This is a genomic window from Devosia sp. (assembly GCF_048261455.1).
GTDB lineage: Bacteria > Pseudomonadota > Alphaproteobacteria > Rhizobiales > Devosiaceae > Devosia_A.
The window spans coordinates 1-26,855 of sequence record NZ_JBLXGA010000027.1; the positions used below are offsets into that span (position 1 = coordinate 1).

Sequence of the window (26,855 nt, forward strand, 5' to 3'; positions counted from 1 at the left end):
GATCAAGCTGCGCGACCGGCCGTCGACCAAAAAGAAGATCGTCCGCCAGACCAAGGAAATGCAGGAGCTGCGCGAAAAGATTGCCCGCCGGCTGGGGGAGATCGCCGCAGAGTGAGGCGGCAGCCGACGGCAGAGCAACAGGCCTGGGCCGACCGGATTGCCGCGGGCCTGAGCCCGGACGAGCTGGAAATCCTCATGCGCGACTGGGGGTTCTGGTCGCACCCGGCGCAACGTCCACCGAACGGCGACTGGACCACCTGGCTGCTGCTGGGCGGCCGCGGCGCCGGCAAGACCCGGGCCGGTGCGGAATGGGTGAAAGGGCTGGCGCTGGCAGAGGTCTCACCGATCGCCATCGTCGGCGCCTCGATGATCGAAGCGCGTCAGGTGATGGTCGACGGGCCGAGCGGCATCATGATGGTGCACGAGGACGACGAGCGTCCGATCGTGACCGGCCAGCGGCTGCGATGGCCCAATGGCGTCGAGGGCATCATTCTCGGCGCCGGCCAGCCGGAGCGCTTTCGCGGGCCGCAGTTTGCAGCTGCCTGGTGTGACGAACTGGGCAAGTGGCCCAGGGCCATCACCACCTGGGACATGCTGCAGTTCGGCCTCAGGCTGGGGAAGAGGCCACGGCAGCTGGTGACAACGACGCCCCGCGCCATCCCGCTCTTGAAACGGCTGATGACCGAAGACGGCACGGTGGTGACGCGGATGCCGACCGAGGAAAACCGCAACAATCTCGCCCATGCCTTCATGGCGGCGATTGTCGCGCGCTACCAGGACACCGTGCTCGGCCGGCAGGAATTGCAGGGCGAGCTGATCGAGGATCTGCCCGACGCGCTGTGGCGGCGGGACCTGTTGCGCCGGGCAGAGGCCGGCGGGGATCGCGGCCGCTGCGTTGTGGCCGTGGACCCGCCGGCAACCGCGCGCAAGACATCGGACGCCTGCGGCATTGTCGTTGCGGCGCGTGAGGGCGCGGACAATGCCGTGGTGCTCGCCGATTTCAGTTTTGCACCGGCGCGGCCCGAGGCCTGGGCGGCACGGGCCGTGGCGGCGTTTCATGAATTTTCTGCCGATTGCATCGTCGCCGAAACCAACCAGGGCGGCGACATGGTGCGATCGATCATCGCGCAGGTCGACCCCGATGTGCCGGTGCGTGCTGTGACGGCGCGGCACGGCAAATGGCTGCGGGCCGAACCGGTGGCGGCACTCTACGCCAATGGCCGGGTGACCCATGTCGCCGGGCTGACCGCGCTGGAAGATGAAATGTGCGCCTTCGGGCCCGACGGACTGGCCGAAGGCCACTCGCCGGATCGGGTGGATGCGCTGGTCTGGGCACTGACCGAACTGCTGCTGGGCCGGGCCGAGCCAAGGGTGCGGGTGGTCTGACCGATGAACAAGGAACAAACAATGCCGAACTGGTTCAGCCGGATGATGGGGGCGCCGCAAGAGACCAAGGCGGCGCCGCAGACGCTGATGGCGCTGACGGCGATGGCCGATCCGAGCTGGAGCCGGCGCGGCTTCGTCAGCCTCGCGAGCCAGGGCTTCATGCGCAACCCGGTGGTCTATCGCTGCGTGCGGATGATCGCCGAGGCGGCCAACCGCGTGCCGCTGGTGGTTGATGAAGGTGGGCGCCGGCTGAGTGAGCACCCGCTGCTGACGCTTTTGGCGCGGCCAAATGCGCGCCTTGCGGGTTCGGAACTGCTGGAACAGGTTTATGCCTATCTGCAGACGGCCGGGAACGCCTATCTCGAGGCCGGCATGGTCGATGGCGAGGTGAAGGCTATCTATGGTCTCAGGCCCGACCGGCTGCGGGTCAACCTCGGCCGCGATGGCTATCCGCTCGGCTATGGCTATACCGCGGGCGGGCGCACCCGGCAGTTGCGGCTAGATACCGCGCCAGTCGCCGAGCTGCTGCACCTGACGCTTTTCCACCCGCTCGACGATCACTATGGCATGGCGCCGCTCGAGGCGGCGGCACAGAGCCTCGACATCCACAACGCCGCGGCCGAGTGGAACAAGGCGCTGCTCGACAATGCCGCGCGGCCCTCCGGCGCGCTGGTCTATTCCGCCGAGGGGCAATTGACCGAGGCACAGTTCACCCGGCTGAAGGCGGAACTCGAGAGCGGCTTTTCCGGTGCCCGCAATGCCGGGCGGCCGATGGTGCTGGAAGGCGGGCTCGACTGGAGGGCCATGGCGCTGAGCCCCGCCGAGATGGATTTCATCGAACTCAAGCACACGGCGGCGCGCGAGATTGCGCTGGCCTTCGGCGTGCCGCCCATGCTGCTGGGGATCCCCGGCGACAACACCTATTCGAACCTCGTCGAAGCCAATCGCGCCTTCTGGCGGACGACGGTGATGCCGCTGGTGCGCCGCGTCGCCGACGATCTTGGCGGCTGGCTCGGACCGGGCTTCGGCGATGTGGCGCTCGTGCCCGATTTCGACGGCATCGAGGCGCTGGCCGAGGAACGCGGCCAGCTCTGGGCCCGCGTCGGCGCAGCGGAGTTTTTGTCGGACGACGAAAAGCGCCGGATGCTGGGTATCGGCAGCTAGGCCGCGCGGCGGCGGCACACTCTTCAAGGACATCACCATGGATGAACTCACGCGCACTTTCGTGACGCGGGGCGATCTCGCGCATCTGACTCTGTTTCTGTGGGCGGCGGGGTCGACGGCGCTGCTTGGCTGGGCGTTGCGCGAGCTGGTCGCCGCCAACCGCCGCTTCAACGACTTCGTGCGCGAGATCGCGGCGCTCAATCAGCTGTTTCGCATGCAGGGAGGCCAGGATGGCGGCAGTGACAAGGACCGATCGTGACCAGGCGCGGCAGGTGTTCAGGCAGTTCGCCTGGCACCTGGCGGGCGCCATGGCAAAGCCGGCGGCCAAGGCGGGCGGCAAGCCGGAGCGGAACCCGGTGGTCCGCCGCTCCGCACGGAGCGCCGGGCGGAGGGCCCAGCGCTGATGCTGCCCATTCCCATCGACGCCGACGGCCGCTTTGCCGGCTATGCCAGCGTTTTCGACCGGCTCGACGAAAGCGGTGACCGGGTGCTGCCTGGCGCCTTTGCCAAGAGTCTGGCGCGCCGCGGCGCTGGCCGATTGCGCATGCTGTTCCAGCACGACCCGAAAGAGCCGATCGGGGTGTGGGAGCGTGTGGCCGAGGACGGGTTCGGGCTGTGGGCCGAAGGCCGGCTGATCCCCGGCGTCGGACGCGCCGACGGGCTGCGCCGGCTGATCGAGAGCCGCGCCGTCGACGGGCTGTCGATCGGCTTTCGCACCGTGCGGGCCAGCCGCGAGGCCGGTGGCCGCCGCCGGCGGCTGAGCGAGATCGACCTGTGGGAGATCTCCGTCGTCACCTTCCCGATGCTGGCCGAGGCCCGCATCGCGCCGCGCCCCGATGCGGGCGCCAAACGGTCGCTGCGCGCGGCCATCGACATGTTGAGGACCTGAAAGGACCGATGATGACCGACACGACCAAGGGGCTGGAGATCAAGGCCGAGGCCGGCGGCAGCGAGGCGCTGTTTGCCGAGTTCATGACCGCCTTCGACGACTTCAAGCAGACCAATGATGCTCGGCTCGACGAGCTGGAGCGGCGCGGCAGTGCCGACCCGCTGACGCTCGACAAGCTCGACCGGCTGAACGGCGCGCTCGATGGCGCCAAGGCGGCGATGGACCGGCTGAGCCTCGAACGCAGCCGCCCGCCGCTGGAAGCGGGGCGCCCGGACCTCGGCGACGAGTACAAGGACGCCTTTTCCGCCTATGTGAAGCACGGCGAGGAAAAGGCGCTATCGATCGGCTCCAACCCCGATGGCGGCTATCTGGTGCCGGCCGAGACCGAGACCCAGATCCTGACCCGGCTGGCGGCGCTGTCGCCGATCCGCGCCATTGCCTCGGTGCGCACGGTGTCGAGTGCGGTCTATCGCAAGCCGGTGACGCTGAGCGGCCCGCAGGTCGGCTGGGTGGCGGAAACCGCGGCGCGCCCGGAAACCAGCAGCCAGACCATCGACCAGCTCGATTTCCCCACGGCCGAGCTCTACGCCATGCCGGCGGCGACCGCGGCCTTTCTCGATGATGCGGCGGTCGATGTCGGCGCCTGGATCGCCGAGGAGGTGAACGCCGCCTTCGCCGAGCAGGAGACGACGGCCTTCGTCACCGGCAATGGCATCAACAAGCCCAAGGGCTTCATGGCCGTGCCGCAGGTGGCCGAAAGCGCCTGGGCCTGGGACAGTCTCGGCTTCATCGCGACGGGCGTCACCGGCGACTGGCCGGCGGGCGAACCGGCCGATCCGCTGATCGACCTCGTCTATACGCTGAAGGCCGGCTATCGCCAGAACGCCAACTGGGTGATGAACCGGCGCAGCCAGGCCGCGGTGCGCAAGCTGAAGGATGCCGACGGCAATTACCTGTGGCAGCCGGCCAACAGCGTCGGCGGCAAGGCGACGCTGCTCGGCTTCGAGCTCGTCGAGGCCGAGGACATGCCGGACATCGACGACGACGCGACCCCGATCGCCTTCGGAGATTTCCGCCGCGGCTATCTGGTGGTCGACCGGACCGGCGTCAACGTGCTGCGCGACCCCTATTCGGCCAAGCCCTATGTGCTGTTCTACACGACCAAGCGGGTCGGCGGCGGCGTGCAGGACTTCGACGCAATCAAGCTGCTGAAGTTCTCAGCGTAAGGAAGGGGCAAATGGCTCGGTCCGGAGCCCCGCATGGCGGGGCCACACAGGTGCCAAGCCCTCGTGGTTCGACAAGCTCACCATGAGGGCAGCGGCGTCCGTGCAATGAGTTGGTGAGCCTCACCCTGAGCCTGTCGAAGGGCGAGGCGGCTTCTCCCAACACTCCAGGAAAATTTCATGATCTCCTATCTCCTCGCGGGCCCCGCGGTGGAGCCGTTGGCGCTGGCTGAGGCCAGGGCCTGGTTGCGGCTCGATACCGAGGCTGAAGACTCGCTGGTGACGACGCTGATCGCGGCGGCGCGGCTGCATGTCGAGAGCCTGACCGGGCGGGCGCTGTTGACCCAGAGCTGGCGCCTGGTGCTCGACCAGTGGCCGGCGGACCGCGTCGTGACGCTGCCCGTCGCGCCGCTGATCAGTCTGACGGCGATCCGCGCCTTCGACGATGACGACGACGAACATATGGTGCCGCTGGCCCAGTTCACCCCCGAAACCGGGGTGCATCCGGCGCGGCTGCTGCTGCCGGCGACGGTGGCGGGCATGCCGGCGCTGCGCCAACGGCTGGGGCTCGAGATCGACTATGTCGCGGGCTTCGGGGCGGAACCGGAGGCGGTGCCGGCCGACATCAAGGCCGCCATGCTGCAGCTGGTCGCCTATTGGTTCGAGAACCGCGACGCGGTGCTGGTGGCGGGCTCGGGCGCGGTGGTGCCGGCGGGCTTCGACCGGGCGCTGACACCCTACCGGCGGGCCCGGCTGTGAAGCCGCCGATGGTCGGGACGCTGCGCGACCGCGTGCAGCTGCAGCGGCGCGAGGCCACCGAGGACGGGGCCGGCGGCACGCAATATCTCTATGTGACGGTGACGGCGCTCTGGGCCCGGGTATCGGCGCTCTCGGCGCGGCAGGCGGCTTTTGGTGACGGGCGTGGCGCGGTGGCGAGCCACAGTGTCGTGATGCGGCACCGCAGCGATGTGCGGCCGGGCGACCGGTTCATCTATCGCGGGCGGCGGCTGGAGGTGCTGGCGGCCGCGGATCTCGAGGGGAGGGGCGCCTGGCTTGTCTGCCCGTGCAGCGAACGGGAGTTCTTGGGATGACGCACCCGATCACCATGCTGCAGGCGGGACTGGTCGCGGCGCTGCAGGCCGATGCGGCGCTGGCCGGGGTCGGGGTGCTTGATGCGCCGACCCGCGATACCGCTGCGCCCTTTCTGGCCATTGCCCGGCATGATCTCGTGCCGCGCGACGGCGATGCCGCGCCGGGCTGGGAGCACCGGCTGGCGATGCACGCCTGGGCCAAGAGCCCGAGCCGTGCCGAGGCCCTCGCGCTGGCAGACCGGGTGCTGGAAGTCGCCGAGAGCTTTGAGATCGGCGGGCTGGTGGTGACGCATTGGCGGCACGAGCGCACGGAAACGGCGATCGACGCCGAGACCGGGCGGGCCCGCGCGCTGGTGGCGCTCAGGTTCTTCACCGAGGCGGTCTAGCAGCGGGCATTCCGCTCCCGCCGGATGGGCAGTCGTCATGCCCGGGCGAAGACCCGGGCACCCTCGCGATGCCGAACAGGGTCCACGGGTCTTCGCCCGGGGATGACGGTGGATAGGGCCGCGCGCTTCGGTCAACGCCACCCCGGAAGTCTTTATCCAGATGGAGGTGCCGATGGCGGCGCAGAGTGGCAGGGACATGCTGCTGAAGCTCGACGAGACGGGCGCGGGCAGTTTCGTGACGGTGGCGGGGCTGCGCACGCGCGCGCTAGCCTTCAACGCGGCGGCGATCGACGTGACCGATGCCGAAAGCGCTGGGCGCTGGCGGGAGCTGCTGGCCGGCGGCGGCATCAAGCGTGCGGCGGTTTCGGGGGCGGGGATCTTCAAGGACCAGGCCTCGGACGCCGCGATCCGCGCGCTGTTCTTTGCCGGGACGATCCGCACCTGGCAGCTGATCCTGCCCGATTTCGGCACGGTGGAGGGTCCTTTCCAGATCGTCGCGCTCGAGTTTTCCGCCGACCATGCCGGCGAGGTGACCTTCGAGATCGCGCTCGAAAGTGCCGGGGCGCTCGGCTTTGCGGCGAGCTAGGGAGGCCGAGGTGGCGAATGCTCATCGCGGCGAGATCGCCGCTGTGATCGATGGCGAGGAGCGCGTGCTGTGCCTGACGCTCGGCGCACTGGCCGAGCTCGAGGACCGGCTGGTGGCCGGCGACCTCGTGGGGCTTTCGGAGCGCTTTGCGGCGGGACGCGTCTCGGCGCGCGACCTGACAGCGATCCTCGGGGCCGGGCTGCGTGGCGGGGGCAACGCCATCAGCGACGATGACCTGGCGCGCATGCGGGTCGAGGGCGGGCTGCAGGGCGCTGCCGAGATCGCGGCGCGGCTGCTGCGCGCGACTTTCGGGGAGGCGGCATGAGGGCGGCGGTGCAGGGCTTTCCCTGGGCAGCGGCGATGCGCTTCGGCTTCGGCACGCTGCGTCTGTCGAGCCGGGACTTCTGGGCGCTGACCCCGCGTGAACTGGCGGCGGCGATGGGCACGGCCAGGCCGGGTGCCGCGCCCGGGCGGGAGCGCTTTGCCGATCTGATGCAGGCTTTTCCCGATGAGGTGAAACATGGCTGATCCATTTGACGACCGGCTTGGCGCCGAGCTGAGCGATATCGGCGTCGAGCTCGACCGGATTTCGGACCTCGCTGACGGCGTCGGCAAATCGCTGAGCCGCGCCTTTCGCGGCGCGGTACTCGATGGGCGTTCGCTGCAATCGGTGCTGGGCGACGTGGCGCGGAGCTTTTCCGACATTGCGTTGAAAGCCGCGTTCAAGCCGTTGGAGCTGTTGGCCTCCAGTGCCATCGAGAGCCTCTTCACCGCCACCAATCCGGCGCTCGGCGGCGTGACTCCCTTCGCCAAGGGCGGTGTCGTGGCGGCACCGAGCTATTTCGCGACCTCGGGCGGCCTGGGTGTCGCCGGGGAGGCGGGGCCGGAAGCGATCTTGCCGCTGCGGCGCGGCAGCGATGGCCGTCTCGGCGTCGCGGCAGGCTCGGGCGGCGGCGCGATCAATGTGACGATGCATGTCACGGCCCAGGACGCGCGCAGCTTTGCGGCGAGCGAGGCCGAGGTTGGCGCCATGTTGCTGCGCGCGGTCAAGCGCGGGACGCGGGGGAGCTAGCTGGCCGGAAGCAGGCGTTCAAGCCTGGCGCGCCCGTCGCGATCGAGGCGGGCCGGCAGTCGCGAAATCAGCGTCAGTCGCACCGGTGGCGGTCGATGCACGAGAGTGAGGTCGCCGTGGTGCTGCCGCATCAACCGTCGGAACCGTTGCGCGTTCCGCTGGCCCCAGACCCCAGGAAAAGCCGCAGCGCTGGGTGGCCAACCGAAAACCATGTGCCCGCCGAAATAGGCCGAGAAGCGCTCGAGGTCGCCGAAAGCGGCAAGGACGTCGTCGCCTGACGCAGCGCTACAGACAGCGCCGGACGGACTGCGAAACACGTACACCAGAGGATTTTCATGGCTTTCCATGCCGTACGTTTCCCTCTCGATGTGGCGCTCGGTGCGCGGGGCGGACCGGAGCGGGCGACCGATATCGTCACGCTGGCATCGGGGCGCGAGGAGCGCAATAGCCGCTGGGCAGGGTCGCGCCGGCGCTACAATGCCGGCTATGGCGTGAAATCGCGCGCCGACATGCTGGCAGTGCTCGACTTTTTCGAGGAGCGGCGCGGGCGGTTTCACAGCTTCCTGTGGCGCGATGCGCTGGATTTTTCCTCGAACGGCGCTGGGGCGCCGACGCCGCTTGACCAGGTGATCGGTATGGGCGACGGCGTTAACGTTTCATTTGCCTTAACAAAGCGTTACGGCGCGGATTTCGACCCGTATCTGAGGCCGATTACCAGGCCGGTCAACAGTTCGGTGCGCGTTGCGGTGGCCGGTGTCGAGCTCGATATGGCCGATGTCGCGGTGGATGCGACGACGGGCGTGGTGACGCTGGGGACGGCACCGGCAGAAGGGGCGGCGGTGAGCGCTGGCTTTGTCTTCGACGTGCCGGTGCGCTTCGACACCGACCGGCTCGACATCGAATTGAGCGGCTTCGACGCCGCCGAGGCGCCGGTGATCCCGGTGATCGAGGTGCGCGAATGAGGACCCTCGATCCGGGCTTTGCCGCCCATATCGCGAGTGGCGCGACGACGCTCGCCACCTGCTGGCGCATTGCGCGGACCGATGGCGTGGTGCTGGGCTTCACCGATCACGACCGGCAGCTGGAATTCGGTGGCACCGACTATCTGCCGGCGCATGGGCTCGACGGGTCCGAGACTCCGGCGCGCCTCGGGGCGGCGACGGCCACGGCGGAGGTGGCGGGTGTGCTGACCTCGGAGGCGATCAGCGCGGCCGATATCGAACTCGGCCGCTATGACGGCGCCGCGGTGGAGACCTGGCGGGTCAACTGGCGGGCGCCGGAGCAGCGGCTGCTGCTGAGCCGCGCGACGATCGGCGAGATCATCAGCGAGGATGGCATGTTTCGCGCCGAACTGCGCTCGGGCCAGCACCGGCTGAACCAGCCCAAAGGACGGCTCTATCAGGCGCTCTGCGATGCCGAGCTCGGCGATGCGCGCTGCGGCGTCGATCTCTTGGCGCCGGAGCGGCGGGCAGAGGCGACGGTGGCGGCGGTGCGCGACCGCTTCCGGCTGGCCGTCACCGGACTGGAGAGTTTTGCGGCGGGCGACTTCGGCTTTGGCGTGGCAAGCTGGAGCGATGGCCAGCGAGCTGGGCTGAAGGACCGGATCGTCGGGCATGACCGGCTGGGCGGTGTCGATCTCCTGCGCTTCGCCGCGCCGGTGGGCGACTGGGTGACGGTGGGAGCGGCGCTGGTGGCGACGGTGGGATGCGACCGGCGCTTCGCCACCTGCCGCAGCCGCTTCGCCAATGCCGAGAACTTCCGCGGCTTTCCGCACATCCCCGGCAGCGATTTCGTCTTGCGCTATCCGCGCGACGGCATGGTGCTCGACGGGCGGAAGCTGGTCGGATGAACGAGATCGCGGACCTCGCGCGCGGCTGGATCGGGACGCCCTATCGTCACCGCGCGGCGACCCGTCGTGCGGGCTGCGATTGCCTCGGGCTGCTGGTCGGCGTCTGGCGCGAGGCGGGCGGCACGGTGCCGGATCTGCCCGCCTACCGGGCCGACTGGCGCGACATGTCTCACGCGGAAGAGCTGCAGGCGCTGGCGGCGCGTTGGCTGGTGCCGGCTGCGGAGATCGCGCCGGGGCGGATCCTGCTGTTCCGCATCGGTATGAGCCCACTGCCGCGTCACTGCGGCATTGCGCTCGGGGGCGGGCGGTTCGTCCATGCCCAGGAGCGGCTGGGGGTGGTCGAGGGAAATTTGACCCTCGGCTGGCTGCGCCGCGTGAGTGGAATTTTCGGGTTTCCGGCGGGGGATTGAACCATGGCCACTCTTGCACTTTCGGTCGCCGGCCAGGTGGTGGGCGGCGCGGTCGGCGGGCCGATCGGCGCGACCATCGGGCGGGCGCTGGGGGCGATGGCGGGGAGCGCGGTGGATGCGGCGCTGTTTGCCGAAAAGCCCGAACCCGCGCCCGGCGCGGACATCCGGCTGACCGGCTCGGCCGAAGGCGGCGCGATCCCGCGGCTTTATGGCTGGGGGCGGCTGGGCGGCAATATCATCTGGGCGACCGAACTCGAGGAACTGGCGGCGGAAACCTCGGGCGCCAAGGGGACGAGCGAGGCCGAGCCGCGCGAGATCGTCGCGAGCTTTGCGGTGGGCTTCTGCATGGGCGAGGTGGCGCGGCTGGGGCGGATCTGGGCGGACGGGCAAGTGCTGGAAACGGCAGGGCTGAACCTCAGGTTCTATACCGGCAGCGAGACGCAGGATGTCGACAGCCTGATCGAGGCGCGGCAGGACCCGGACGCGGCACCGGCTTATCGGGGGCTCTGTTACCTTGTGTTCGAGCGGCTGCCGCTTGGCCTCTTCGGCAACCGCATTCCGGCCATTTCGGCCGAACTCTGTCGCCCGGTGGGGGAGCTGGAACAGCAGATCCGCTCGGTGACTTTGATCCCCGGCGCGACCGAGTTCGGCTATGACCCGGTGCCACGGGTGCGCTTGGTCGGGCCGGGCGCGGCGGCGGCCGAGAACGCGCATCTGAGCGCGCTCGAGAGCGACTGGACCCTGTCGCTCGACGAGTTGCAGGCGCTCTGCCCCAATCTCGGACACGTGTCGCTGGTGACCGCCTGGTTCGGCGACGATCTGCGCTGCGGCCACTGCAGCATTCGCCCCAAGGTCGAGGCGGCGAGCCGTAGCGTCAAGGGCACGACCTGGTCGGTGGCCGGGCTGAGCCGGGGGGCGGCTCAGGTGGTGAGCCAGCATGGCGGCGGCCCGGCCTATGGCGGCACGCCATCGGACGCGGCGCTGAAGGCGGCGATTGCCGATCTGCGGGCGCGGGGACTGGCGGTGACGCTGTACCCGATGATTTTGATGGATATCCCCGAAGCCAATGCCATGGGGCAGCCCGCCTATCCCTGGCGCGGGCGGATTGCCGGGGATGCAGACAACATCGGGGGTTTCGTCGGCAGCGCCGGGGACTGGGGCTTCCGGCGCTTCGTGCGCCACCACGCGGCACTGGCGGCCCAGACCGGCTGCGACGCGCTGGTGCTCGGCTCGGAACTCGTCGGGCTGACGACATTGCAGGACGCAGTCGGCGGCTTTCCCTTCGTCGACGCTCTGGTCGGGCTGGCGGCGGAGGCGCGGGCGCTGGCGCCGGAGGTGAAGCTCACCTATGCGGCGGACTGGAGCGAATATCACGGCTACCAGCCGCCCGAGGCGCCGGGCGACAAGCTGTTCCACCTCGATCCGCTCTGGGCCGATGCCAATATCGACGCCGTCGGGATCGACAACTACCTGCCGCTCGCCGACTGGCGGGATGGCGAGGATCACCCCGATGCGGCGCTGTGGGATGGGCCGCATCAACTGGCCTATCTGAGCGCCAATATCGCCGGCGGCGAGGGCTTCGACTGGTTCTATGCGAGCGCGGCGGACCGGCTGTCGGCAACGCGCACGGCGATCGTCGACGGCGCCCATGGCGAGGACTGGATCTGGCGGGTCAAGGACATCGCCGGCTGGTGGAGCCATGCCCATCACGACCGGGTCGAGGGCGTGCGGGCGAGCCTGCCGACCGCCTGGGTCCCGGGGATGAAGCCGGTCTGGTTCACCGAACTCGGTTGTGGCGCCGTCGACAAGGGCGCGAACCAGCCCAATGCCTTCCCCGATGCGAAAAGCAGCGAAGACACGCGCCCGTATTTTTCGGCCGGCACGCCCGACGCGCTGGCGCAGCGGCAGTTCCTGCGCGCCCATCTGGCGCACTGGGCCGGGCCGGAGAATCCCGTGTCGGAGGTCTATGCCGGGCCGATGGTGGACCCCGGCCGGATCTCGCTCTGGACCTGGGATGCACGGCCGTTTCCGGCCTTTCCCGGCGACGCAGCGACCTGGGCGGATGCCGAAAACCACGCGACCGGGCACTGGCTGAACGGCCGGCTGGGCGGGGCGGCGAGCGACGAACTGCTGGCGGCGATCGCCGCGGATTTCGGCGTGCCGCTCGCCGCGGCGGATGCGGCAGCGCCGCTGATCGAGGGATTGACCGTCGAGCGGCTGGGCCCGGCGCGCGACGCCATGGCCGGGCCGCTGGGCGTGACCGGTCTCGCGCCCGCGAACAGCCCGGGCGGTCTGGTGTTCGGTGCAGCGCCAAGGCGCGACGCGGTGAGTGTGGCCGCAGACGATCTGGTGGCGGATGACGCGCCGCGGCTGGCGCGGCGACGGCCCGACCCGGCGGAGCAGCTGGCGCAGCTGATGCTGAGCTATGCGGCACGCGACCGGGACTATCTGACCGCGACGGCGACAGCTTTGCGGCTGAGCGGGGCGGGGCAGGCGAGCGAAAGCGCCGGGATGGTGCTCGACGGGGCCGGCGCGCGGCTGGCGACAGAGCGGCTGCTGCTGGCCCGTGCGGCGGGGGAGACGCTGGACCTCAGCCTGCCGCCGAGCTGGCTGGCGCTGGAGCCCGGTGATGTGCTGGCGCTGCCGGGGGAGGGCGGTGGGCCCTTCGTCGTCAGCGAAATCCGTGATGGGCTGGCCCGGAAGCTGTCGCTGAACCCCCTGCCGCCGCCGGGACCGGTGACGACATCGGGTGATGCGCCGCGCGGCCCACAGGCCCCGGCATCCGCTGCCGCGCCGCTGCTGCTGGCAGCACAGGTGCCGCCCGACCCGGCGACGTCGGACCGGACCCGGCTGCTGCTCGCCGCCTATGCGACGCCCTGGCCCGGCAGCGTCGATGTGACGAATTCTGCCACCGGAACCCGGCTGGCGCGTCTGACACGGGCAGCGGCAATGGGCGAACTGCTGACGCCGCTCGCTGCCGGGCCAATCCATCTCTGGGACGGGCGCGCAGTGGAGATCCGGCTTTATGGCGGTCATGTCGCCGACAGTGACGATCTGGCGGCACTGGCCGGCGGCAACCGGCTGCTGGTGGTAACCGATGCCGGCGGCTGGGAAGCGATCGGCTTTGCGGGCGCTGAACTGCTGGCACCCGGGCACTATCGCCTGCGGCGACTGTTGCGCGGATTGGACGGGACGGACCCGGCGATGGGACCGGCGGCGCCGGGTAATCGCGTGCTGGTGCTGGACGACGCCGTCGCGACGGTGGAGGTCGACCCCGAATGGCTCGGTGCGCCGCTGGAGCTGCGCGGCTTTGCCGGGCGGCACGACGCGACAGGGACCGGATTTGCCGCAGCGCTCGATACAGCGCCGTTGCTGCCGCTGCCGCCGGCGCATCTGCGCTGCGCGCGGGCGCCAGATGGGGCGATCGCCGTCACCTGGCAGCGCCGCAGCCGGGCCGACGCGGGCGGCTGGGCGGCGGCCGAGGTGCCGCTGGAGGTGACGCCCGAAGCCTATCTCGTCTCGATCTTCGATGGCGCCGAGCTGGTGCGCAGCCGCGAGGTGTCAACGTCCGCCGCGAGCTATTCCGCCGCCGAGCAACTCGCCGATTTCGGCGGCCCGGCCAGCGGCTTCGACGTCAGCGTGGCGCAACTGAGCCCGGTCTATGGCCCCGGCCATGCGGCGCGGGTGACCTGCAATGTCTGACCGCCTGGGCGACCGGCTGCGTCAGGCCATGGCCGACGCGCAGGCGCGACTGGTTTTTAAACTGATCACATCCAACCTGAGGAGATTATTGATGACACTCGGCTTTCTCGACGGCTTCAAGACCTACATCGTCGCCGCAGCCATGGTGCTGGCGGCCCTCAGCCAGCTGGTCGGCGTCGACCTGCCCAGCTTCGAAGGCCAGGCGGCGGGCCAGCTGCTGATGGAAGGCCTCGCGATCCTGTTCCTGAGGAAGGGGATGAAGGGGTAGGCATATTGCAAATCTGTAGCGGATGAGCTGCATCTCAGCCTGAGCCATAGCCTGTAAAGGTCTGGCAGACCGATGTCTTTTCTCGCAGCACCACGCAGATTGCGATCGCTAGAAACGCCCAGTGAACCAATGGACGAGCCTCACCACTGGCGCGGGTTTATGGCTGTCGGTCGTGCCGGATGCAAAAACGGAAGACATGGCGAACGCTGGCACCTAGTATCGCCTGGTTCTTTTGCGTGTTTGCCCCAGCCGATCGTTCATCCCCCATTCAGCCCGTCCCCGTCATAAGCGCCACATGAAACAGATCCTGACCATATTTGCGACGGCCGGACTGGCGCTTGCGCTGGGTTTTGGCGCGTCTGGGCCGGTTGCGGCGCAGGAGTGCCTGGACAAGCGCCAGGCGCAGCAGATGACCAATTCCGGCCGGGCGATGCAGCTGTCGGACGCGCTGGCGGCCGCAGGTGAAACCGGCAAGCCGATCAGCTCGGTGCCGGAACTGTGTAAGGTCAACGGTCGATGGGTCTGGCGCGTCAGCATCCTCAAGGGATATGGCGCCGAACAGGTTACCTTGCCCGCCGAGTAGGCGAGGGGGTATGACACCAACAGAACCGGCCTGACTACGGGGGCCGCGCGGAGAGGGCTTCTGCGCGCCGGGCCGGCAAACAGAGGGATGGGTCGATGCGGATTCTCGTGGTCGAGGATGACGAAAACCTCAATCGCCAGCTCAAGGACGCGCTGACGGAAGCCGGCTATGTCGTGGACGTGGCCTTCGATGGCGAGGAAGGACATTTCCTCGGCGATACCGAACCCTATGACGCGGTGGTGCTGGATATCGGCCTGCCGCAGATGGACGGTCTGTCGGTGCTCGAGGAATGGCGCCGCGCCGGCAAGAAGACGCCGGTGCTGCTGCTGACCGCCCGCGACCGCTGGAGCGACAAGGTGCAGGGCATCGACGCGGGTGCCGACGACTATGTCGCCAAGCCCTTCCACATGGAGGAAGTGCTGGCCCGGGTCCGCGCCCTGGTGCGCCGCGCCGCCGGCCAGGCCAGCAACGAGATCACCGCCGGTCCGGTGCGGCTCGACGTCAAGGCCGGCAAGGTGACGGTCGACGGTCAGTCGATCAAGATGACCAGCCACGAGCTGCGGCTGTTGAGCTATCTGATGCACCACAAGGGCAAGGTGGTGAGCCGCACCGAACTGACCGAGCATCTGTACGACCAGGATTTCGACCGCGATTCCAACACGATCGAAGTGTTCGTCGGCCGGCTGCGCAAGAAACTGCCCGAGGACGTGATCCAGACCGTGCGCGGCATGGGTTACCAGATTCCGGAAGACTGAGCGGCGTGCGCCACGCATCGGCGGCGGAAGACCCGGGGCCATGAAGCTGCCGTCGATCACATGGCCGAAACGCCTGATGCCGCTGCCGCAGTTCGTGCAGCGGCAACGCAATTCAATTGCCGCCTCGCTGGCCTGGCTGTCGGCCATCTGGCTGGTGGTGGCCCTGGGTGCGACCTGGTTTCTGCTCACCGAACTCTATTCGCGCGCGCTCGACACCAGCCTGATGGAGACGCTGGAATTTCATGTCGAAACGCTGACCGACCTGGCGCTGATCTCTGATCCGTCGGGGCCGGGCGTGCGGATTGCCGACCCGCGCTTCGACCGCACCGGTTCCGGCTGGTACTGGCTGATCCGGGGCGAAAACGGCGGGCTGCTGAACTTTTCCAATTCCTATGTCGGGACGGTGCTGCCGACCATCGAAGGCGGTTTCGACGACACCAATACGCGCACGACTGTGATGACCGATCCCTTCGGCACCCGCATCCGGGTGGTCGAGCGGGCCCTGACGGTCGACGGCGTGCCGCTCGACATCATGGTGACCGGAAGCCTCGACGAGATCCTGAAGCTGGTCGAGGATTTCCGCGGCCAGACGCTTATCGTTCTGGCCGCGGTGGCGCTGATGCTGGCGGTGATGCTGACCATCGTCTCGCGCATTGCGCTGCGGCCGATCGGCCGGCTGCGCAACGAGGTGGAGCGGGTGCGCGAGGGCGAACAGGCGGCGCTCGATGGCAGCTACCCGGCCGAGCTGGCGCCGCTCTCCGACGAGATCAACGAGTTGCTGCGCTCCAACACCCAGATCATCGAGCGGGCCCGCAGCCAGGTGGGCAATCTGGCGCATGGGCTGAAAACGCCACTTGCCGTGCTGCGCAACGAGGCGGCCGCCAACACCAAGAACCCGCTGTCGCGCGTCGTGCAGTCGGAAGCCGACAAGATGGGGCAACTGGTCACCACCTATCTCGACCGGGCGCGGATTTCGGCGCGCTCGGCGATGGTGGGCAAAAAGGCCGACGCCACGCATCTGATGCTGCGGCTGGTGCGGGTGATGCAAAAGCTCAACCCCACGACCACGATCGCCATGGTGCGCCCAGACGCCTCGCTGCCCTGGTTCCGCGGCGACGAGGGCGATCTCGAGGAAATGGCCGGCAACCTGCTCGACAATGCCTGCAAGTGGAGCAAGGGCCAGGTCGGCGTCTCGCTGCTGGCGGAACGGCAGGGGGGGACGGCCAACCTGCTGATCAAGATCGAGGACGACGGCCCGGGCCTGAGCGAGGAAGAGGCGCAGAAAGTGTTGCGCCGCGGTGTCCGTCTCGACGAAAAAACGCCCGGTTCGGGGCTCGGGCTGGACATCGTCAAGGAACTGGTCGATGTCTATGGCGGCTCGCTGCAGCTCAAGCGCTCGGTGCTTGGCGGCGTGCTCGCGGAGCTCCGCTTGCCCGCTGCAAAGCTGGGTGGCCTCCGCACTTTCGCCTCATTACGCAAGGAATAAGGCGGGCAACCGCCGTCGGGACCAGCTATGCAGATTCTTCGTGCCGCCCCTCTTGTCGCCATGCTCGTACTGGCCGGGTGCAGTACGTCGCGAACCACTGCCGATCTGGGGCCGACGCTGCCCCAGCCGACGGCTCTGGGCTCGCTGCAGGCGCCCACCGCCACGCTGGCGCCGGCCTCTGTGCCGACCACCACAGCGAGCGTGAATACCGAGGTGGCGATCACTGATCCCTCGTCGTTCCTCGATGCCGCTGCGCTCTCCCAGCTCAGCCCCAAGGAGCGGACAGAGGCCGCCAGCGCGCAGTACAACGCGCTGACCTTCGGCCGTCCTGGCGCGCCGCGTGCCTGGGCCGGCGATCGTGGCGCCTCCGGCGATGTTGTTGTCGGCCCCTATGTGCGGGTGAACACTACCGACTGCCGCGACTTCACCCATACCGTGAAGGTAGGTGGCCAGACCTATGCCAAAAAGGGCACGGCCTGCCGGCTCGCCGACGGCACCTGGAGCGTCGCCAGCTGAGCTTCTGCGCCCAGCCGCGTTCAGGGGTAAACCCCTAAAACGAAAAGCTTTGTTTACCGTGAGCCACTAGGGTTTGCGGTGACATGGCCAGCCCCGCGCACAGTGTACCGACAGACGAGTCGACGGCCGCATCCGGCCGTCGGGCACCGCTCGCGCCAGCGCCTGGATTTGCCGGCCAACCCTTTCTCGGCCTTATCGATTCGGTCCTTGTGCCCGACCCTGCTGCGCATGACTTCGACGGCGCGGTGACGCTCAGGCACGCCCAGTTCATCTGGACCTGGATGGGCCGTGACCTTGCGCCCGACCTCATCGATCTGACGACGATCGACACCCGGCCCGGTGCGCGCGAGGCGCTGGAACTGCAATTGCCCGAGCTGGTGCAGCGCGCCCGCGACGCGGTGGCCGCAACCGAAGACAATTCTGAGCTGGCCCGCCGCCTGCGCGTCCAGATCGGTGGCGAAGAGGTGCTGCCGCGTCTGCCGATCGTGCTGACGGCGCTCCGCTGCCGGACGGCGCTCGAGAAAGCCCAAGCTTTTGGCCGCGCTGCTGCCTCGATCACCGACGAGGCGGCGCTGATGCAGGCGCTGCAGTCCTTCCCGCGCGACAATCCCAAGGTGGCTGCGCTGCTGATGCAGGCAGCGATCGGCCAGGTCAACCACCCCGGTCGGCTGGTCGCGGCGGCCGTGCGCAATGCCGGCGAAGACAGCGAAGCGCGGCTACAGCGGGCCGGGTTTGCGCCGCTGATCGATGCGATCTATTCGCACGCACAGGCAGTGATCCCGACGCTGACGCAGCTCGGCCCCTTTGCCGACATCGATCTCACCTGCCGGGCCGTCGAACGGTTCCACCGGCTGATCCATGCCGTTTCGACCTATATCGAACTGGAACGCGGCAGCCGCTGGTCGACCCTGTCGGCCGCGCTGATCAAGCAGGTGTCCGAATTGCTGGCGCCGAAGCTGCGCGACCTGGTGCCGGATGTGAACCGGGCGCTGCGCAAGTCGCGTGAGGGCGCTGACCGGCTCGACGCCGATTCGGTGCTCAATGCCCTCAATGGCTGTTACGTGCTCGCGACCGTGCGCGAGTGCCGCAACTCGCTGGCCCTCAACTCGCTGTTCGAAGAGACCTGGGCCCATGTCGGTCAGGCGCTTGAGATGCATGTGCAGCGCAATCTCGATTTCCTGCGCGCCGATCCGCAGGATCGGATCATCGCCGCGCGGCTGGACGGAGCGATCAAGATGGTCGGACTGCGCTTCAACCACGAATATGCCGAGACCCTGCGCCGGGCCAAGGATACCATCGAGCGCCGCGGCGCCTGAACGCCGGCCCAAACTTCAGCCCCAGATCAGCGCTTCGGTGCTTTCAGCCGCTCGGCCACGCTGGCACGGATCATCCCGCCGGCATCGCGCACGAACAGCGGCATGTCGGCGCCCTCGGGCAGATGCGAAGTAACGGCAATACCGCCGCCGCCGGGCCGCGCCGCATAGATGACACCGATCGCCGCAGCCGGATCACCTGCATCTGATGTCTGATAGACCAGACAGCCGATCCCGAAGGCGCGCGCGTCACCGGCCTTCAGCACGGCGACGTTCGGTTTGTCGCCAAAGCGGCCCGTCAGCCAGACGGGGAAGGGCGGCGGATCGGTTTCAGGCGCGGTGGGACCGGTTGGCACGGTCCAGCCGGTGTTGGTGATCTCGATCCCGGTCATGCAGCGCTCTTCGGCCACTGCGCCGGCGCTGTCCGCGGCGATCAACCCCAGAGAGACTGCTGCGGCGACGTCACCCAGGCTGAGCGGCCGGGCGTGGATGGAGAGGGTCTGCGCGCCATTGCGCTCGCTTGCGGTATCGCGCCGCGTCGCCAATGTGCGGCCGTGATCGAGATAGGTAGCGCCGCGAACATCGGCCCTGTAGGGGGCGACAGACGTCGGGGCATCGGGCGTCTCATAAAGCTCCGAGATCAGCTTCTCCTCGATCTTGGCAGCCTTGCCGCGCGCGACCCCGCTGGCGACACGCCCGCTGGCTTCGACGGCGTGTGTGCTGAGCCAGCCCGCCGCGCTGCCGGCGAGCGTGACATGCTCCAGCGTGCCGTCTGCGGCGACCCAGTTCATCTTGGCGTCCCAGTGCGCACTGCCGCCTGCCGCCAGCCACAGCGACAGGTCGGGCTGCCAGCTGCCGGCAGCGATCAACTGGTCGGTCTCTATCGCAGCACTGTCCTGCTCAATTTCCGCGATCGCCACGGCAAAAGACACCGACAGGCCGGGCTTGTTGCGGGCCAGCGGACGGGCGCCGCTCGGCACCAGACCCGAGGCCAGGGTGATGCCGGTCGCCTTGCAGAAATCCACATAGCGCGAGTGCGGGTGGATACGGCTGTCGACAATGCGTTGCACCTCGACACCGGCATCGGCCGCACGCAGCGCCAGCCGGTAGGCGACGCTATAGGGCGTGGCGATCACCGCGCGGCGGCCGGCCCAGATGCCATAGCGCTCGGCACGCCGCCAGGCCGCATGGGCCCCGACGACGCCCGGCGTGCGATTGCCGGGGAAGAGGGGCAGCCGTTCGCGCGCCCCGGTAGCGATGACAATGCGTTTGCCGGTAATCGACAGCACGGCGCCGGTCGGCACGGGGCCATCTATGCGCACCTGATGCGCGATGACCGTGCTGCCGATGAGCCGCAGCGCATCGGTGCCAAGCAGAAACTGCACGCCGGCGGCGCGCGCGGCCTCGTGCAAACGCTGGATCCTGGCCCGCGGCCGCTCTTCATCGTCGGTTGCGCCGAAATAGACGGCCATACCGCCCACGTCCGGCGTGCGTTCGACGACAATGACCGAGCGCCCCGCTTCTGCCGCCGCGACCGCGGCGGCGAGGCCCGCAACACCTGCGCCAATGACGACGAGATCGGCGCTGAGTTCGGTATCGGGGTCCGCGTCGAGCCAGGGCGCAAGAATGCCGGCGGCATCATCGAAGCGCAGGTTCAGGGTGCGGGCCGGACCGAGCAGCAGATGACGCAGATGGCCGAGCATGCCGCGCGAGGCGATCGGGTCGCGCCGCAGCCCCAGCGTCTGGTAATCGACGCCATCCTGCGCCGGGGTCCGGTCCATCGGCAGGGCGGACTTGCCGTGCAGCGGTACGACGGGTGGTGCGAAGTCTTCGTCGAGCGCAATCGGCTCGTCGCCATGCCGGCCCGAAATGAACAGCCCGGCTGCCAGCGCCGCCGACAGAACGGTATCGCCCTGATAGCCTTCGAGCAGCCGGCCATTGAGCCGGAAACGCAGAGACTTGCCGCGATCGAGTGCGCCACCGCCGAAGCCGTGCGCCGCGTTGGCTGGCAGACGATTGGGCTGGGTCACGCGGTCACCATCGAAATATCGGTCACGCTGGAACGCGGGCGGCCGCGCGAGGCGCCCCGGGCGGTAAACCAGGCGGCTTCGTCACTGCGCGCGGCGCCAGCAATGTACCGGGCGATGGCCGGTGCGAAGAAGGCGGCCGTGGGACCGAAGCCGGCGAGGACGGTCGCCCGGCTATTGCGCGCCGTGCCGAGATAGGGCGCCCCGTCGGCGGTCCTCAGCGCCGGCACCAGCGCCTCGCCGGCGCGTTTCAACGCCCCGTGCCGGGCCGCGCTGGCACCGATGCGCTGCGCCGCCGTCGCGGGATCGCCGCCGGCGACGACAGCGATGCCGGCGCGGCCGGCCTGATTGACGCTGACGCCGCGATCGAGCCAGCAGAGCAATGGCCCCGGGACCGCGCGGTCGGGTTCGGCGAGCAACAGCAGCCGGCTCTCGCTCACGAGCATCTTGTCGCGCTGGTCCTCGGGGACGTGGGTCGTGACGGCCGCATCGTCGGCGAGGACGGCATTGGCGCCGGTCAGCTCGCTATCGTTATGGGTTAGGCGCACCGTGCCGTCGCGGCGCAACCAGATCTCGGTGGTGCTGCGCGCCAGGCGCCGCACACCCAGCCCGTCGAGCCAGGCTTCGAGCGCCGGTTCGATCCGCCCAGGGGGCAGCATGGCGACATCGCGGACCCGGCAGATGGCATGCGCCGAAAGCTGTGGATCAACGATCGGCTCGACCCCATAGCCGAATGCCAGAGCGAGATGCCGGAAGTGATCGAGCCCGGCGCTGCTCTGCGCGGTTTCGGAAATGAACAGCGGATCGATTCGCTCGACCAGCCCCTTGCCGAGCCCATTGATCAGTTTCAGCGTTTCTTCGGTCAGCCCCTGCAGCAGCGTCAGCGTTTCGGGTCGCGCCATGACGTCGATGGCGAGGTCGAACCCGTGATGCAGGCGGAATGCCGTATGCGGATCGCCGACGAGGCAGACCCGCCGGCCATGCGCGCTGGCCAATAGCCCCGCCAGCAGGGCACACAGCGGGGTCGAGCCGAACACGACATGCTCGAAATCGGGCGTATCGACCATCAGGCGAACCGGCGCCCGAACGGGCCTGCGACGATGCGCCCGGCACACAAGGCTGTGGGGGCCTGCAAGTCGAAGTAAAAAGCCTCTATAGAACGGCGGGTGCGTATTGCCGTGTGATGAGGCTGCCGACTGTCCATGATGTTCTGGTCACTTGCTTTGGTGGTTACCGCGGTCGCCACCGCTGCGCTGTATTATGCGGGGGTGGGGCGGACGGTCAACGCAGGCGTGTCTGCGCCCGAGCGCGAGCACTTGCGCAAACAACTTGCAGAGATCGAAGCCGACATCGCGCAGGGCCGGCTGGGCGAAGCCGAAGGCGTGGCCGCCAAGGCCGAACTGGCGCGTGAGGCGATGCGGCTGAAGGACAAAGCCGAGACGGCGTCCGCACCGGCACGAAGTTCGGGTGGCCGCGGGCTCGTGGCTGTTGCCGCGCTGGCGACCGCCATCCTGGCGCTCGGCACCTATTCGCTCCTCGGGCACCCGGAGCTGCCATCGGAGCCTTTGGCGCAGCGCGAACTGCCGCCGGCCGAACTGAGTCTCGACGACGCGATAGCCCAGATCGAGAAGCGGCTGGCGACCGACCCCGACGACCTGCGCGGCTGGACGGTGATCACGCCGGTCTACATGCAGACGGGCCGCTACGAGGAAGCCGCGGCGGCGATTCGACGGATCATCGCGCTCGATGGCGCGACGGCGGACCGCGAGACCGACCTCGGCGAGGCGCTGATGATGGCCAATGGCGGCACGCCCACCGATGACGCGCTGGCGCTGTTCGAAAGCGCTGCGGCGCGTGACCCCGCGCACGTGCGTTCGCGCTACTATCTGGCCAGCAACGCCATGCGTACCGGCGACTATGCCGACGCCAGGAGCCGTTGGCAGGCGATGATCGATATGGCCCCAGAAGGCGCCGAGTGGCTTGAAGCGGCCAGGGCCGGGCTCGCCGCCGCCGAAGACGGGCTCGCCGGTATCGACAGCGGGACCGACGCGCCGGCGATCCGCAACATGGTCGAAGGGCTCTCCGAACGGCTGGCGGCCGAGGGGGGGACGATCGAGGAATGGACCCGGCTGGTGCGCTCGCGCCTGGTGCTGGGTGAGACCGACAAGGCGCAGGCGGCCTATGAAGCGGCCCGTGCGGCCTATCCCGATGCCGGCGAGCGGATCGAGCTCGACGTGCTCGCGGCTGACAATGGACTGATGGCGAAATGACCCGGAAGCAGAAGCGACTTGCAGTGATTGGTGGACTTGGCGCGGTGCTGGTGCTCGCCGCCGGGCTGATCTTTTTCGCGCTGCGCGATCAGATCGTCTTTTTCTATTCGCCCTCCGAACTGCGCGAAAAGCAGATTGCCGCCGGAGAACCGGTGCGCCTCGGCGGGCTGGTGAAAGACGGTAGCTGGGTGCGTGACGGCGAAACCAGCGATTTCGTCGTGACCGATGGCGAAAGCGAAATGACCGCGCATTATGTCGGCCTGCTGCCCGACCTGTTCCGCGAAGGGCAGGGCGTCGTGGTCGAGGGCAGCCTGACGCCGCAGGGGACCTTTGCCGCGACCAATGTGCTGGCCAAGCACGACGAGAATTATATGCCCCGCGAAGTGGTCAAGGCGCTCAAGGAGCGCGGCGAGTGGCAGCGTGAGGGTGCGCCGCAATGAGCATCGAACTCGGCCATTTCACCTTCGTGCTGGCCTTCGCGATTGCCGCGGTGTCGGCGATCACCGGCCTGATGTTCTGGCGCCGCCCGGCCATATCGGCCTATCTGCAGCAGGGCGCCCTGCTGCAGTTCCTGCTCGTCACCACGGCATTTGCGGCGCTGATTCAGGCCTTTGTGGTCTCCGATTTCTCGCTGGCGCTCGCCTATGAGCATTCGACGGCGGCCCAGCCGTTGCTGTTCAAGATCACCGCAGTCTGGGGCAACCACGAAGGCTCGATGGTGCTGTGGGTGCTCATTCTGGTGGTGATGGGCGCCGCAGTGGCCGCGTTCGGCCGTAACCTGCCGCGCGACCTGCTGGCGCTGGTGCTGGCCATGCAGAGCCTGTTGGCCGCCGCCTTCATCGGTTTTACGCTGTTTACCTCTAACCCGTTCCTGCGCCTGTCGCCCGCGCCCTTTGCCGGCAAGGACCTCAATCCGGTGTTGCAGGACATCGGGCTCGCCGTGCATCCGCCGCTGCTCTACGCGGGCTATGTCGGCTTTTCGATCTGCTTTTCCTTCGCCATCGCGGCGCTGATCTCGGGCCGGCTCGACGCGGCCTGGGCGCGCTGGGTGCGGCCGTGGACGCTTCTGAGCTGGTGCTTTCTGACCCTCGGCATCGCCATGGGCTCCTACTGGGCCTATTACGAGCTCGGCTGGGGTGGCTGGTGGTTCTGGGATCCGGTGGAGAACGCCAGCTTCATGCCCTGGCTGGCCGGAACTGCGCTGCTGCACTCGGCGCTGGTGATGGAAAAGCGCAATGCGCTGAAGATCTGGACCGTCTTCCTCGCGATAATCACCTTTTCGCTCAGCCTGCTCGGCACCTTCATGGTGCGCTCGGGCATCCTGACGTCGGTCCATTCCTTCGCCTCCGATCCGACGCGCGGCATGGTGATCCTCGCGATCCTTGCGGCCTTCATCGGCGGGGCCTTTGCGCTGTTCGCCATGCGCGCCGCGTCGTTGCGGGTGGGGGGGCTCTTTGCGCCGATCAGCCGCGAGGGCGCGCTGATCCTCAATAACCTGTTCCTGTCGAGCGCCACCGTGGCGGTGCTGGTGGGGACGCTCTACCCGCTGCTGCTCGAAGCACTGACGGGCGAGACCATCTCGGTGGGTGCGCCGTTCTTCAACCTGACCTTTGGGGCGATCATGGCGCCGCTGCTGGTGATCCTGCCCTTCGGGCCGCTGCTCGCCTGGAAGCGGGGCGATCTGGTTGCCGCGACGCAGCGGCTGGCCGGTGCCGCCGGACTGGCGCTGTTCTTCGCCATCCTCTGCTTCGCTCTTGCGGGGGCACAGATCTCGCTCGCCCCGATCGGACTTTTGCTCGGCTTCTGGGTCGCATTCGGGGCGCTCGCCGAACTGGCCGAACGCAGCAAACTGTTCCGCACCGATATCCGCAATTCTGCCCGCCGCCTCGTCGGCCTGCCGCGCAGCACCTGGGCGACGGCGCTGGCGCATTTCGGCCTGGGCATCAGCGTCATCGGTGTCGTCGCGGCCAGCGCCTGGCAGATCGAACAGGTGACCACCATGGCGCCCGGCGAGAGCATTACGCTGGCGGATTACGACCTGCGCTTTGACGGCATCACCCATGTTGAAGGGCCGAACTTCGTCTCCGATACCGGGCGTTTCGAGATCACCGACGCCTCCGGCGGCACCCGCACGACCGCGGCCGAACGGCGCGTCTATACGGCGTCCGGCATGCCGACGACGGAGGCGGCGATCGAGACCTACGGCTTCTCCCAGCTCTATGTGCAGCTCGGCGAGCCGACGGCCAATGGCAGCTCCATTCTGAGGGTCTGGTACAAACCATATGTCACGCTGATCTGGCTCGGCGCGGTGTTGATGGCCCTGGCCGGCTTCCTGTCGCTGAGTGACCGGCGGCTGCGGGTGGGGGCGCCACGCCCGGCGCGGGCGCGCGGCATGGGCGCTGCAACATCATGAGGGCGCTGCTGGCCCTACTGATGGTGTTGTCGCTGGTGATGCCGGCGCTCGCCGTGCGGCCCGACGAGGTGCTGGATGATCCGGTGCTTGAGGCGCGAGCCCGCACGATATCGGCCGAGCTGCGCTGTCTCGTCTGCCAGAACCAGTCTATCGATGATTCCGATGCCGACCTGGCGCACGACCTCAGGGTGCTCGTGCGCGAACGGCTGGTGGCGGGCGACAGCAATCCCGAGGTGCTCGACTATATCGTCGCCCGCTACGGCGAATATGTGCTGCTACGCCCCGTCCTGGCGCCCCATACGCTGCTGTTGTGGATCGCCGGGCCGGCCGCGCTACTGATCGGTATCGTGGTCGTCGCCATCGGTGTCCGGCGCAAGCGCCGCCTGGGGACAGAAGAAACCGCGGCGCTCACCGCAGAAGAGTCCGCGGCACTGGACGATCTGCGCAGCTAGCCTGGGACGCGAGGACCGCGCTCGGCTTTTCAGCAGCTCGCATCCACGCTAGAGCAGGGACCTGACTGGACCCGCGCCCTGTGACCCTTGCCGATTTCCTGCCCGCCGGACTGGACCCGCTGCTTGCCATCGGGCTGGTGGCGTTCAGCCTGTTCACCTCGTTCGTGACCGCGACGCTCAGTCTCGGCGGTGGCATGCTGATGGTTGCGGTCCTGGCGCTGGTCTTTCCGCCGATGGCGATCGTGCCGCTGCACGCCGCGATACAATTCGGCTCCAATGCCGGCCGGGCTCTCGTGCAGCGCGCCCATATCCAGTGGTCCTACTTCCTGTGGATGTCGAGCGGCGCCGTGGTCGGCACGCTGGTTGGCGGACAACTGGTCAGCATCATCCCGGGAGAAGGCCTGCTGTTTGCGATCGGCGTCTTTGTGCTGGTCTCGACCTGGATACCCAGTCCCAAGGTCATCGCCAGGACAGGCCCGGCTCGCCTGCTCGGCGGCGCGGTAATTGCCGCGCTCGGGATGATCGTCGGTCCGACTGGGCCGCTGGTGGCGCTTTACCTTAAGGGCCTGCCCGATCGCCATCAGCTGGTCGCGACCCACGCCGTGCTGATGACCGCACAGAACGGGCTGAAACTGGCCATGTTCGTCGCGCTGGGATTCGCCTTCGCCGACTATCTGCCGCTGATAATTGCCATGGTGGGGTCAGGCCTGATGGGCACGCTCATCGGTAGCCGCCTGCTTGTTCACGTACCCGAGCGGGCGTTCCGGCTGGGCTTTCGCATTGTTCTCAGCGTTGTAGCGGTGGGCATCCTGCTGGAGGCACTGGCCTGATCGCGGCGCCGTGAAATCCCGTGATTGCAGGACATTACGAAGATTTAAGGTGGAGGCCACCCTGCAGAAAGGCGACGCAATTCATACCTTGGTTCATCGACGACAAATGTCCGACTGAGGAGACACACATGCGTTCGACTTTCTCTGCCCGCGCTCGGCGTCTGCTGGGCGCTTCGGCCCTCGC

General features: G+C 68.3%; 30 protein-coding genes. 28 read left to right on the plus strand and 2 right to left on the minus strand.

Annotated elements, in window-relative coordinates:
- Positions 1-111 precede the first annotated feature (111 nt).
- The 23 genes from ACN0TK_RS17535 to ACN0TK_RS17645 all read left to right on the plus strand — a co-directional run bounded on the left by ACN0TK_RS17535 (position 112) and on the right by ACN0TK_RS17645 (position 18,682).
- A complete protein-coding gene (locus tag ACN0TK_RS17535) occupies positions 112-1,386 on the plus strand; it encodes a DNA-packaging protein (RefSeq protein WP_417310833.1) in 1,275 nt (424 codons plus the stop codon).
- 21 nt (positions 1,387-1,407) lie between these two features.
- Entirely contained in the window at positions 1,408-2,550 is a 1,143-nt protein-coding gene (locus tag ACN0TK_RS17540) for a phage portal protein (protein ID WP_417310834.1), read from the plus strand.
- A 37-nt stretch (positions 2,551-2,587) separates the two neighbouring features.
- Complete coding sequence (locus ACN0TK_RS17545; RefSeq protein WP_417310835.1) at positions 2,588-2,809, plus strand: hypothetical protein; 222 nt, start codon at positions 2,588-2,590, stop codon at positions 2,807-2,809.
- Positions 2,790-2,954, plus strand: coding sequence for a hypothetical protein (locus ACN0TK_RS17550; protein ID WP_417310836.1), 165 nt, complete (start codon positions 2,790-2,792; stop codon positions 2,952-2,954). Before ACN0TK_RS17545 ends, ACN0TK_RS17550 begins: the two co-directional genes overlap by 20 nt.
- Complete coding sequence (locus ACN0TK_RS17555) at positions 2,954-3,439, plus strand: HK97 family phage prohead protease (protein ID WP_417310837.1); 486 nt, start codon at positions 2,954-2,956, stop codon at positions 3,437-3,439. The genes ACN0TK_RS17550 and ACN0TK_RS17555 overlap by 1 nt, the downstream gene beginning before the upstream one ends.
- Before the next feature lie 11 nt (positions 3,440-3,450).
- Positions 3,451-4,665: a phage major capsid protein gene (locus ACN0TK_RS17560; protein WP_417310838.1), complete on the plus strand. Its 1,215-nt coding sequence runs from the start codon at positions 3,451-3,453 to the stop codon at positions 4,663-4,665.
- Positions 4,666-4,842: 177 nt separating this feature from the next.
- Positions 4,843-5,421, plus strand: a complete 579-nt coding sequence (locus ACN0TK_RS17565) for a head-tail connector protein (protein ID WP_417310839.1) — start codon at positions 4,843-4,845, stop codon at positions 5,419-5,421.
- A gap of 8 nt (positions 5,422-5,429) precedes the next feature.
- Positions 5,430-5,753, plus strand: a complete 324-nt coding sequence (locus ACN0TK_RS17570; RefSeq protein WP_417310840.1) for a phage head closure protein — start codon at positions 5,430-5,432, stop codon at positions 5,751-5,753.
- Positions 5,750-6,139, plus strand: coding sequence for a DUF3168 domain-containing protein (locus ACN0TK_RS17575; RefSeq protein WP_417310841.1), 390 nt, complete (start codon positions 5,750-5,752; stop codon positions 6,137-6,139). Before ACN0TK_RS17570 ends, ACN0TK_RS17575 begins: the two co-directional genes overlap by 4 nt.
- 172 nt (positions 6,140-6,311) lie before the next feature.
- Positions 6,312-6,725: a phage major tail protein, TP901-1 family gene (locus ACN0TK_RS17580; protein ID WP_417310842.1), complete on the plus strand. Its 414-nt coding sequence runs from the start codon at positions 6,312-6,314 to the stop codon at positions 6,723-6,725.
- A 10-nt stretch (positions 6,726-6,735) separates the two neighbouring features.
- Positions 6,736-7,050: a gene transfer agent family protein gene (locus tag ACN0TK_RS17585; protein ID WP_417310843.1), complete on the plus strand. Its 315-nt coding sequence runs from the start codon at positions 6,736-6,738 to the stop codon at positions 7,048-7,050.
- Positions 7,047-7,253 carry a rcc01693 family protein gene (locus ACN0TK_RS17590; protein ID WP_417310844.1) on the plus strand — a complete coding sequence of 69 codons (207 nt, stop codon included), beginning with the start codon at positions 7,047-7,049 and terminating at the stop codon, positions 7,251-7,253. Before ACN0TK_RS17585 ends, ACN0TK_RS17590 begins: the two co-directional genes overlap by 4 nt.
- Entirely contained in the window at positions 7,246-7,797 is a 552-nt protein-coding gene (locus ACN0TK_RS17595; RefSeq protein WP_417310845.1) for a phage tail tape measure protein, read from the plus strand. The genes ACN0TK_RS17590 and ACN0TK_RS17595 overlap by 8 nt, the downstream gene beginning before the upstream one ends.
- Positions 7,798-8,132: 335 nt before the next feature.
- Positions 8,133-8,759: a TIGR02217 family protein gene (locus tag ACN0TK_RS17600; protein WP_417310846.1), complete on the plus strand. Its 627-nt coding sequence runs from the start codon at positions 8,133-8,135 to the stop codon at positions 8,757-8,759.
- On the plus strand, positions 8,756-9,646 hold the full coding sequence (locus ACN0TK_RS17605; RefSeq protein ID WP_417310847.1) for a DUF2163 domain-containing protein: 891 nt from the start codon (positions 8,756-8,758) through the stop codon (positions 9,644-9,646). Before ACN0TK_RS17600 ends, ACN0TK_RS17605 begins: the two co-directional genes overlap by 4 nt.
- Positions 9,643-10,056 (plus strand): NlpC/P60 family protein, encoded by a 414-nt coding sequence (locus tag ACN0TK_RS17610; protein WP_417310848.1) that lies wholly within the window; start codon positions 9,643-9,645, stop codon positions 10,054-10,056. Before ACN0TK_RS17605 ends, ACN0TK_RS17610 begins: the two co-directional genes overlap by 4 nt.
- Before the next feature lie 3 nt (positions 10,057-10,059).
- A complete protein-coding gene (locus ACN0TK_RS17615) occupies positions 10,060-13,758 on the plus strand; it encodes a baseplate multidomain protein megatron (RefSeq protein ID WP_417310849.1) in 3,699 nt (1,232 codons plus the stop codon).
- Positions 13,751-14,026, plus strand: a complete 276-nt coding sequence (locus ACN0TK_RS17620) for a hypothetical protein (RefSeq protein ID WP_417310850.1) — start codon at positions 13,751-13,753, stop codon at positions 14,024-14,026. The genes ACN0TK_RS17615 and ACN0TK_RS17620 overlap by 8 nt, the downstream gene beginning before the upstream one ends.
- A 295-nt stretch (positions 14,027-14,321) precedes the next feature.
- The gene (locus ACN0TK_RS17625; protein WP_417310851.1) at positions 14,322-14,609 is read left to right on the plus strand and encodes a hypothetical protein; all 288 of its coding nucleotides are present in this window, start codon (positions 14,322-14,324) and stop codon (positions 14,607-14,609) included.
- Between the two features lie 95 nt (positions 14,610-14,704).
- Positions 14,705-15,364 (plus strand): response regulator transcription factor, encoded by a 660-nt coding sequence (locus tag ACN0TK_RS17630; RefSeq protein ID WP_417310852.1) that lies wholly within the window; start codon positions 14,705-14,707, stop codon positions 15,362-15,364.
- Positions 15,365-15,404: 40 nt separating this feature from the next.
- Positions 15,405-16,850: a sensor histidine kinase gene (locus ACN0TK_RS17635; RefSeq protein ID WP_417310853.1), complete on the plus strand. Its 1,446-nt coding sequence runs from the start codon at positions 15,405-15,407 to the stop codon at positions 16,848-16,850.
- Between the two features lie 27 nt (positions 16,851-16,877).
- On the plus strand, positions 16,878-17,366 hold the full coding sequence (locus tag ACN0TK_RS17640; RefSeq protein ID WP_417310854.1) for a hypothetical protein: 489 nt from the start codon (positions 16,878-16,880) through the stop codon (positions 17,364-17,366).
- Between the two features lie 83 nt (positions 17,367-17,449).
- A complete protein-coding gene (locus ACN0TK_RS17645; protein WP_417310855.1) occupies positions 17,450-18,682 on the plus strand; it encodes a hypothetical protein in 1,233 nt (410 codons plus the stop codon).
- A 26-nt stretch (positions 18,683-18,708) separates the two neighbouring features.
- On the opposite strand, the gene ACN0TK_RS17650 is transcribed toward ACN0TK_RS17645, so the two are convergent.
- Both ACN0TK_RS17650 and ACN0TK_RS17655 read right to left on the minus strand, forming a co-directional pair.
- Positions 18,709-20,709, minus strand: coding sequence for an FAD-dependent oxidoreductase (locus tag ACN0TK_RS17650; RefSeq protein ID WP_417310856.1), 2,001 nt, complete (start codon positions 20,707-20,709; stop codon positions 18,709-18,711).
- Complete coding sequence (locus tag ACN0TK_RS17655) at positions 20,706-21,773, minus strand: hypothetical protein (protein WP_417310857.1); 1,068 nt, start codon at positions 21,771-21,773, stop codon at positions 20,706-20,708. The genes ACN0TK_RS17650 and ACN0TK_RS17655 overlap by 4 nt, the downstream gene beginning before the upstream one ends.
- 135 nt (positions 21,774-21,908) lie before the next feature.
- Between ACN0TK_RS17655 and ccmI the strand changes: the two genes are divergently transcribed.
- From ccmI to ACN0TK_RS17680, 5 genes are all read left to right on the plus strand, one after another.
- Positions 21,909-22,976 (plus strand): c-type cytochrome biogenesis protein CcmI, encoded by a 1,068-nt coding sequence (gene ccmI, locus ACN0TK_RS17660; RefSeq protein ID WP_417310858.1) that lies wholly within the window; start codon positions 21,909-21,911, stop codon positions 22,974-22,976.
- Complete coding sequence (ccmE, locus tag ACN0TK_RS17665) at positions 22,973-23,416, plus strand: cytochrome c maturation protein CcmE (protein WP_417310859.1); 444 nt, start codon at positions 22,973-22,975, stop codon at positions 23,414-23,416. The genes ccmI and ccmE overlap by 4 nt, the downstream gene beginning before the upstream one ends.
- Positions 23,413-25,389, plus strand: a complete 1,977-nt coding sequence (locus ACN0TK_RS17670; RefSeq protein ID WP_417310860.1) for a heme lyase CcmF/NrfE family subunit — start codon at positions 23,413-23,415, stop codon at positions 25,387-25,389. The genes ccmE and ACN0TK_RS17670 overlap by 4 nt, the downstream gene beginning before the upstream one ends.
- Positions 25,386-25,841: a cytochrome c-type biogenesis protein gene (locus tag ACN0TK_RS17675; protein WP_417310861.1), complete on the plus strand. Its 456-nt coding sequence runs from the start codon at positions 25,386-25,388 to the stop codon at positions 25,839-25,841. The genes ACN0TK_RS17670 and ACN0TK_RS17675 overlap by 4 nt, the downstream gene beginning before the upstream one ends.
- 80 nt (positions 25,842-25,921) lie before the next feature.
- Positions 25,922-26,671, plus strand: coding sequence for a sulfite exporter TauE/SafE family protein (locus ACN0TK_RS17680; RefSeq protein WP_417310862.1), 750 nt, complete (start codon positions 25,922-25,924; stop codon positions 26,669-26,671).
- Positions 26,672-26,855 lie beyond the last annotated feature (184 nt).